We start from the raw sequence: 5,743 nt of genomic DNA on the forward strand, positions 1-5,743 counted from the left end.
TCGTTCGTCAGGTCACACCGCACCACACAACGGATCATGCAATCCGAAAATCACCATCAGATCCACGGCCAGCCTCGGGACCTACTTCCCAAACAGGCCCTAGCCGCCCACCTCGGCGTCACCACCGGAACCATCCACCGCTGGCGCCAGCAAGGCCGCATCCGCGGACGCCAGGAGACCCGCCATCCACACCGCTGGATCCTGCACGCCAACCCCATCAAGATCACCGAGCTGGCCGCCTACCTGAACAAGATCCGAGGCCGAACCACCCGCGTCCACCCCCGCTTCGCGGGCGGCCATCCCCCGACAGTTGAGCACCACAGGTGCACCCTGCTTGACAGTTCGAGGGCTGCCAGCATTACGTCCGCGATGTCACTTTCGGTGAGGATGCTTCCACCGGCAGGACCGGCCGGGCCCCCGCAGCCCTCGCGATCTTCCGAGGTGCTGTGATCACCGCGATCCGCGCCGCGGGCTACCGCTCTCCGCCACCGACCCCGGCGAGCAGATCCGCAGGCAGGTTGCCGGGGCAGTGGAGATCTACGGTCGCGCGGCTGGGCTGCTCGACGTGGTCCGCAGCGCGGCGGCGGCCGAGCTCGATCTCGCCGAGGTCTGGCAGACCAACATCGACCAACGCCGCGCCGTCCAACGAGCCTTGCCGCGGAACGCGTGTTCGACGCGGTGGTTCTTACTGTGGTGTGTCAGGTCCACGAGCTGGTCCGTCATGTTCGCCCCCTTCTGGGGGTTTACTGGCGGGCGGCAATGCATCCCACGGGTGAACGGGCTGAGTGTCCGTCAGCGGCCGGTCGGCGTGACGAGTTCGGAGCGGACGCCCGCGAGTTCGTCGAAGCCTGCCCTGGTGTCGGTGGTGAGCAGCACCCGACTGGTGGCGGCCGCGGTCGCCGCGATCGCCATGTCATATGCTGATCGCGGCCGGCCACTGGCCATCGCGGCCACGGCAAGACGCGCATGCACCCGCGCGACACCGAGCGTGTAGGGCTCGATCGGGAGACTCGACAGAATTGCCTCCACGCGGACGGCGCACGCCTGCCGGCGTGCCTCGTCCGCACGTTCGACACCGACGAGAAGCTCCATCGCGGTCACCGCGGCGATCGCGGCGTCGTCGAGCCCGAGGAGCGCGTCGACGTCAAGCGTGCCCCGTTCGAGCGCGATGAGCACCCCAGTGTCGAGGATTACGCGTCTCGCCATCCGCGCACCTCGCTACCGAATGCCACGTCCAGCTCGGCATGGGTCCGCTCCAACTCGTCTGCGAAGCCGACGTCAGCCGGGTTGTCGCGCAGTGCGGCCCTCAACCGGTCCGCCGACGTCTGCCGTTCCGGGACAAGCCGGCCGACCGGCACACCGTCGCGTGTGATGACCACTGTCTCGCCGTGCTCGACGGCGTCGAGGATGTTCGCGAAGCTGCGTGCCGCCTGGGTAGCAGTCACCGTGACCATGATTACATACTATCTGATCTGAGAGCGCAGGCTCGTTCGGTGGCGCAGCGGGCGGCCGGACCCACCAGAGGTGCGGAACGTGTGTTCGATTCGATGGGCGAGGTTGCCGGCTGGGTGCTCACTGGGCATCGCCCCTGGTCGGGAGCCTTGTGGGGACCGGTCGGACGGTGATCTCAGGTCCCTGGGCCAAGATCAGGCGGTTCTTATTGTGACACGTTAGGTCCACCACGGCTGACCTGTTGGTATTACCGGCAGTGACGCCCTCTTTGATCGTTATGTAGCCAACCGTGTAGCCCAGCCGCTACGAGCGTTCGTCGGAGTCGCCCGAGTCCGGCCGGTCGTCTGGCTCGCCGCCTTGGCTGTCCGCGTCATCGTCAGACGCCGTCATCAGCTTGTCCATCGCGTCGGACGCGGCGCGCAGGCGATCCGGGAGGGCATGACCGTAGCGATCCATGGTCATGCGCATGGTGGCGTGGCCGAGGATCTCCATGACGGTGCGGGGTTCGACGCCGGCTGCCAGGAGAAAGCTTGCGCAGGCGTGGTGGAAGTCGTGGAGCCGAAGCGTGGGAAGGCTCGCCCGCCCGCGCAGCTGCTGGACGCGGCGCGTCACGTTGCGCGGCTCCATCAGCGTGCCGACCGTGGACGCGAAGACGAGACCGTTCTCCTTCCAGGCCGTACCCGCGTCCGCGCGCTCCTGCTCTTGATGCTTCTGGTGCCGCCGGAGCGCCTCGACCGTCGTTGCCGGAATCGGTACCGGGCGCCGCGAGCCCCGCGTCTTCGTCTCGACCAGGCGGAGCGTGTCGGAAACGCGCTGCGCCGAGCGGACGACGCGCAGCGTCCCCGCGTCGAGGTCGACATCGTCCCAGCGGAGGCCAAGCAGTTCGCCACGGCGTAGGCCCATCGTCAGCGCGACCACGAACAGCGATTCGAGCCGATCGCCGGCCCCGACGTCGAGGAATCGGCGCGCCTGCTCCACCGTCAGCTCCCGCGGTTCCGCGTCGCCCAGCTTGGGAGCCTGGACCGACTTCGCGACGTTGCGGCTCACCAGGTCCATCCGTTCCGCGTCGGTGAGCGCCGCCCGCAGGACGGCGTGAACCTTGGCCAGGCTCGCCGGCTTCATCGAGTCCCGGCGAGCAGCATGCAGCCGGCGGACGTCAGCTGGGGTGAGCTTGTCCAGCCTGACCTTGCCGAGGACCGGCACGATGTGCCCGTCGATCGCGTACCGGTAGCGCGTCAGCGTCGACGGCCGCGTACCGTCGTGCGCCTTGATCTCGTCAAGCCAGTAGGCCATCCACTGCGCGACCGTCTGTGGCTTCGCGGCGAGGTCCTGGCCCTTGTCGGCCGCTTTGCGCAGCTCCGCCATCTTGTCGCGGGCTTCCTTCTGCGTCCGGGCGTAGACCGTCAGGCGACGCCGCTTGCCGTCGATCCACCCGAGGTCGACGACACCGACCCAGCGGTTGTCGCTGGCCCGCTGGTAGAGCCCACCCTCGCCGTGCGCGCGTCGACTCTTCTTCTGGTCCGCCGCCGTCTGGTTGTCCGGGTCGTTCTTCTTCTCGGCCATCAGTCGGCGTCCAGGGGGTTTCCGTCAGGCCATTCGATGTTGTCGCACCACGCGCAGCCGTAGCGGCTGTCGCCCATGTCGCAGGCGAACTTGGTCTCCCCCTCGGGCTGCGGGTAGAGCCGACCCTGTTCCGCGCGGGCACGGTCGAGATGTTCCCGGAGAGCCTGTTGCAGGCTCATCGTCGGGTGTCCGTAGTGGTCAGTGGGCATGGCGAAGAAAGCTTCTTGCCGGAAGAAGAACGGGAAGAGTCACGCGGGCCGCGGGTGGCGTCGCCCGGTGCAGGTGGGTGTTCCGTTCTCTGGCGCGGGGATGGTCTGCCGGGGCGCCGCCCGCGTCCAGGGCGCTACGCGTCGCTACGCGATCGGCCTTCGGCCGACCCTGGACACGTCCGACACCCCGACAGCTTCAAGCGCCACCAGAGAACGGAAGAAAAATGGGGGAGGAGCAGGCAGAACAGCCGCTACGGGCGGGTAGCCCTTGCCGCCGCCGGCCCCGCCGAGGGGTTCACGGACGCCGGAAGCGCCGCCGAATCCCCGGGCACCTGCCGAAAGACGAGCACCGCGTTCACGTCGCCGAAGTGCTCCGTGAAGAACGCATCCGCGGGCAGCGTGCCGAGGATCGCCATCAGGTCGCCGACATCGGCCCCGGGACGGATCGTCAGCACGAGCTCCCCAGTAACCCGGGTGCGCATCGCGATCAGAGGGGACTCGCCATCACCAGGGGTCCGCCACGCGCCGAAGCCACCAGACGAGAAAATGGGCATGGGTCTCAACTCCTGTGCAGTCAGGATTGGGATCAAGGTTCCGGTGGGTGTTGGCGCACTCACCGGAACCGCTACTGCCTACAGTAGGCATGAGGTAATGGCTCGTCAAGCTATGATGTGCCTATGTCGACGATCAAGCTCATGGGTGCGGCGGAGATCGCCCAGATGCTGAACGTGAGTCCGTCGCGGGTTCATCAGATCCTCCGCGACGATCCGGCCTTCCCCGATCCGGTGGCCGTTCTGAGCATGGGGAAGGTCTGGAACGCCGAGGACATCGAGCGATGGCACGCCGCGCGCCAGGCGCCACGACCAGCCAAGGGCCAGGGCCGGACGGATCAGTGGACGTTGGATGACCTGCACCAGGCGCTTGATCGCTATGAACAGATACTCGTGTCCAGCGGACGGACGCCGAGCACGATTCAGACGTACGTGGACCGCCCCCGACGATTCCTCCGGTGGCTCGCAGGCGACTACGACCCCCTGAGTAGCTGACGGCAACCACTCTCGGGGACGCAGCCACCCCCCGACCTGGCACGGGCATCGGTCAGGCAGCCTGCCCCTCGTCGAGGCCCCGCAGCCGCCGGACGAACGCATCGAGCGCCGCCCGCGGGATGCGCCGTGACCGGCCGATCCGCACCGATTCCAGGTCGCCCGCGGCGAGCAGTTCATACACGGTGCTCCGGCCGACCGCGAGGATCTCCGCGGCCTCAGCCGGGGTGAGCAACAGCTTGGTCATCCATACCTTCCGGACCATCGCGACGGCGGATCAGGCAGCGTTCGCGGTCACCGGTGGGCCGGTTGCCGGAAGCCCGCCGGAGGCCGGACGCCGATCCCGGTCGAGTTGGGCACGCCAGGCGTGGCGTTGCGCGACTGCCTGGAGAAGCAGGTGTTCGCGTCGAGGTGCGGCCGGATCGCCGGGACGGAGCAGCGTCCATATCGTCCGGGCCGGATCATGCTCGCCGACCGGACCGCTTCCGGTCTGCCCGAGCGCTTCGAGCTGCGCCTGGACCCAGGCGAGCCGATCGGTCCGATGATCGGCCAGCGTCTTGCCGGACCAACGCCGCGAGACGAGCACCCGCCGGCCGCCGAACCCGAGGGTCTCCCGCCGGTGCGCCTTCCCCCGACACCGGCCCGGGACGAGGCCCGGTTTCGGGTTGCGCGGCTGGACGCCGTAGCGCAGCCAGTTCCCGCAGGTGGACGAGCACGGTTCGTACCGCAGCGCGTCCGCGAGCCGTTCGACGTGGCGCCGCTGAGCGTCGGTCGTGGCAGCGTGGCAGGCGTCGAGGCTTTTCACGAGGTACTTGGTCAGGTAGCCGATCATCCGGCCGGTGTGCGCCGAGTTCGCCGTCACTCCGTCTGCCCGGAGTTGGGGACCGAAGCGGACGACGTGCGCGGGTTCGTCGTTCTCGCCGATCGCGTCGAGTGCCTCGTCCCATGTCGGCAGCGGCGCGCCGGTGGCCGGGTCACGGTAGCCGCCGGCCGCCTCGTCCCACACCGGTGGTCGGTCGTCGCCGTAGGCCGGCCGGTCACACGACGGCCACCACACCTGCTGATAGGTCGCCGCCGCCACCTGACGCAGCACCACCCTCGGGATCGTGCCCCGGATCGCCGCGTGCAGGTGCGGGGCGAGCCGCCGTTGCGGTTCGAGCGCGGCGAAGTACTGCACATCCCAGCCCACGGCTCGGCGGAGGTTCTGCCAGAACCGGTCGATCAGCTTCGGGAAGTGGATCGCGTCCCGCGCCGTCCGCTGGTAGTCGTAGGAGTCCGGATCGACCGGGGTGCCGTCGGAGGTCACCCGCCCGTAGGTGTCGCAGGTCAGCGTCAGGAACATCGACGGCCGCCACACCGTCCCGTCCGCCGCCTCGTACGTCCGCCCGACGGTCCGCCGGTCGACGGGCAGCCGGGGCAGGTCTGGTGCGTCCTGCCGACGGCGGGTCGAGCGGACCCGTCGAGGACGCTCCCGAT

At 68.8% G+C, this 5,743-nt stretch carries 9 protein-coding genes and 1 pseudogene; 2 read left to right on the plus strand and 8 right to left on the minus strand.

Annotated elements, in window-relative coordinates:
* Positions 1-99: 99 nt before the first annotated feature.
* Positions 100-321, minus strand: a complete 222-nt coding sequence (locus ACY5KJ_RS16910) for a hypothetical protein (protein WP_462188737.1) — start codon at positions 319-321, stop codon at positions 100-102.
* 157 nt (positions 322-478) lie between these two features.
* On the opposite strand from ACY5KJ_RS16910, the pseudogene ACY5KJ_RS16915 reads away from it, so the two are divergent.
* Positions 479-649 (plus strand): annotated as a pseudogene (locus tag ACY5KJ_RS16915) (TetR family transcriptional regulator); the annotation flags it as partial.
* A gap of 143 nt (positions 650-792) precedes the next feature.
* Here the strand turns inward: ACY5KJ_RS16915 and ACY5KJ_RS16920 are convergent.
* The 5 genes from ACY5KJ_RS16920 to ACY5KJ_RS16940 form a co-directional block, all read right to left on the minus strand.
* Entirely contained in the window at positions 793-1,206 is a 414-nt protein-coding gene (locus ACY5KJ_RS16920; protein ID WP_462203821.1) for a PIN domain-containing protein, read from the minus strand.
* On the minus strand, positions 1,191-1,454 hold the full coding sequence (locus ACY5KJ_RS16925; RefSeq protein WP_462203822.1) for a type II toxin-antitoxin system Phd/YefM family antitoxin: 264 nt from the start codon (positions 1,452-1,454) through the stop codon (positions 1,191-1,193). The genes ACY5KJ_RS16920 and ACY5KJ_RS16925 overlap by 16 nt, the downstream gene beginning before the upstream one ends.
* A 301-nt stretch (positions 1,455-1,755) precedes the next feature.
* Entirely contained in the window at positions 1,756-3,015 is a 1,260-nt protein-coding gene (locus ACY5KJ_RS16930) for a tyrosine-type recombinase/integrase (protein ID WP_462188733.1), read from the minus strand.
* Complete coding sequence (locus tag ACY5KJ_RS16935) at positions 3,015-3,224, minus strand: hypothetical protein (RefSeq protein ID WP_462188731.1); 210 nt, start codon at positions 3,222-3,224, stop codon at positions 3,015-3,017. Before ACY5KJ_RS16935 ends, ACY5KJ_RS16930 begins: the two co-directional genes overlap by 1 nt.
* A 251-nt stretch (positions 3,225-3,475) precedes the next feature.
* Positions 3,476-3,778: a hypothetical protein gene (locus tag ACY5KJ_RS16940; protein WP_462188729.1), complete on the minus strand. Its 303-nt coding sequence runs from the start codon at positions 3,776-3,778 to the stop codon at positions 3,476-3,478.
* 123 nt (positions 3,779-3,901) lie between these two features.
* Here ACY5KJ_RS16940 and ACY5KJ_RS16945 point away from each other — a divergent pair, with 123 nt between their 5' ends.
* On the plus strand, positions 3,902-4,270 hold the full coding sequence (locus ACY5KJ_RS16945; protein WP_462188727.1) for a helix-turn-helix transcriptional regulator: 369 nt from the start codon (positions 3,902-3,904) through the stop codon (positions 4,268-4,270).
* Positions 4,271-4,322: 52 nt separating this feature from the next.
* Here the strand turns inward: ACY5KJ_RS16945 and ACY5KJ_RS16950 are convergent, their stop codons facing one another.
* Positions 4,323-4,514 carry a helix-turn-helix domain-containing protein gene (locus tag ACY5KJ_RS16950; RefSeq protein WP_023839981.1) on the minus strand — a complete coding sequence of 64 codons (192 nt, stop codon included), beginning with the start codon at positions 4,512-4,514 and terminating at the stop codon, positions 4,323-4,325.
* 30 nt (positions 4,515-4,544) lie between these two features.
* The coding region (locus ACY5KJ_RS16955; RefSeq protein WP_462203823.1) for a replication initiator at positions 4,545-5,743 on the minus strand (1,199 nt) is incomplete at its 5' end.

It is taken from the genome of Frankia sp. CcWB3 (assembly GCF_977927595.1).

Coding starts and splice junctions, on each gene's coding strand:
- ACY5KJ_RS16920 (WP_462203821.1), bottom strand. CDS start 1,206: ATGGCGAGACGCGTAATCCTCGACACTGGGGTGCTCATCGCGCTCGAA.
- ACY5KJ_RS16925 (WP_462203822.1), bottom strand. CDS start 1,454: ATGGTCACGGTGACTGCTACCCAGGCGGCACGCAGCTTCGCGAACATC.
- ACY5KJ_RS16930 (WP_462188733.1), bottom strand. CDS start 3,015: ATGGCCGAGAAGAAGAACGACCCGGACAACCAGACGGCGGCGGACCAG.
- ACY5KJ_RS16935 (WP_462188731.1), bottom strand. CDS start 3,224: ATGCCCACTGACCACTACGGACACCCGACGATGAGCCTGCAACAGGCT.
- ACY5KJ_RS16940 (WP_462188729.1), bottom strand. CDS start 3,778: ATGCCCATTTTCTCGTCTGGTGGCTTCGGCGCGTGGCGGACCCCTGGT.
- ACY5KJ_RS16945 (WP_462188727.1), top strand. CDS start 3,902: ATGTCGACGATCAAGCTCATGGGTGCGGCGGAGATCGCCCAGATGCTG.
- ACY5KJ_RS16950 (WP_023839981.1), bottom strand. CDS start 4,514: ATGACCAAGCTGTTGCTCACCCCGGCTGAGGCCGCGGAGATCCTCGCG.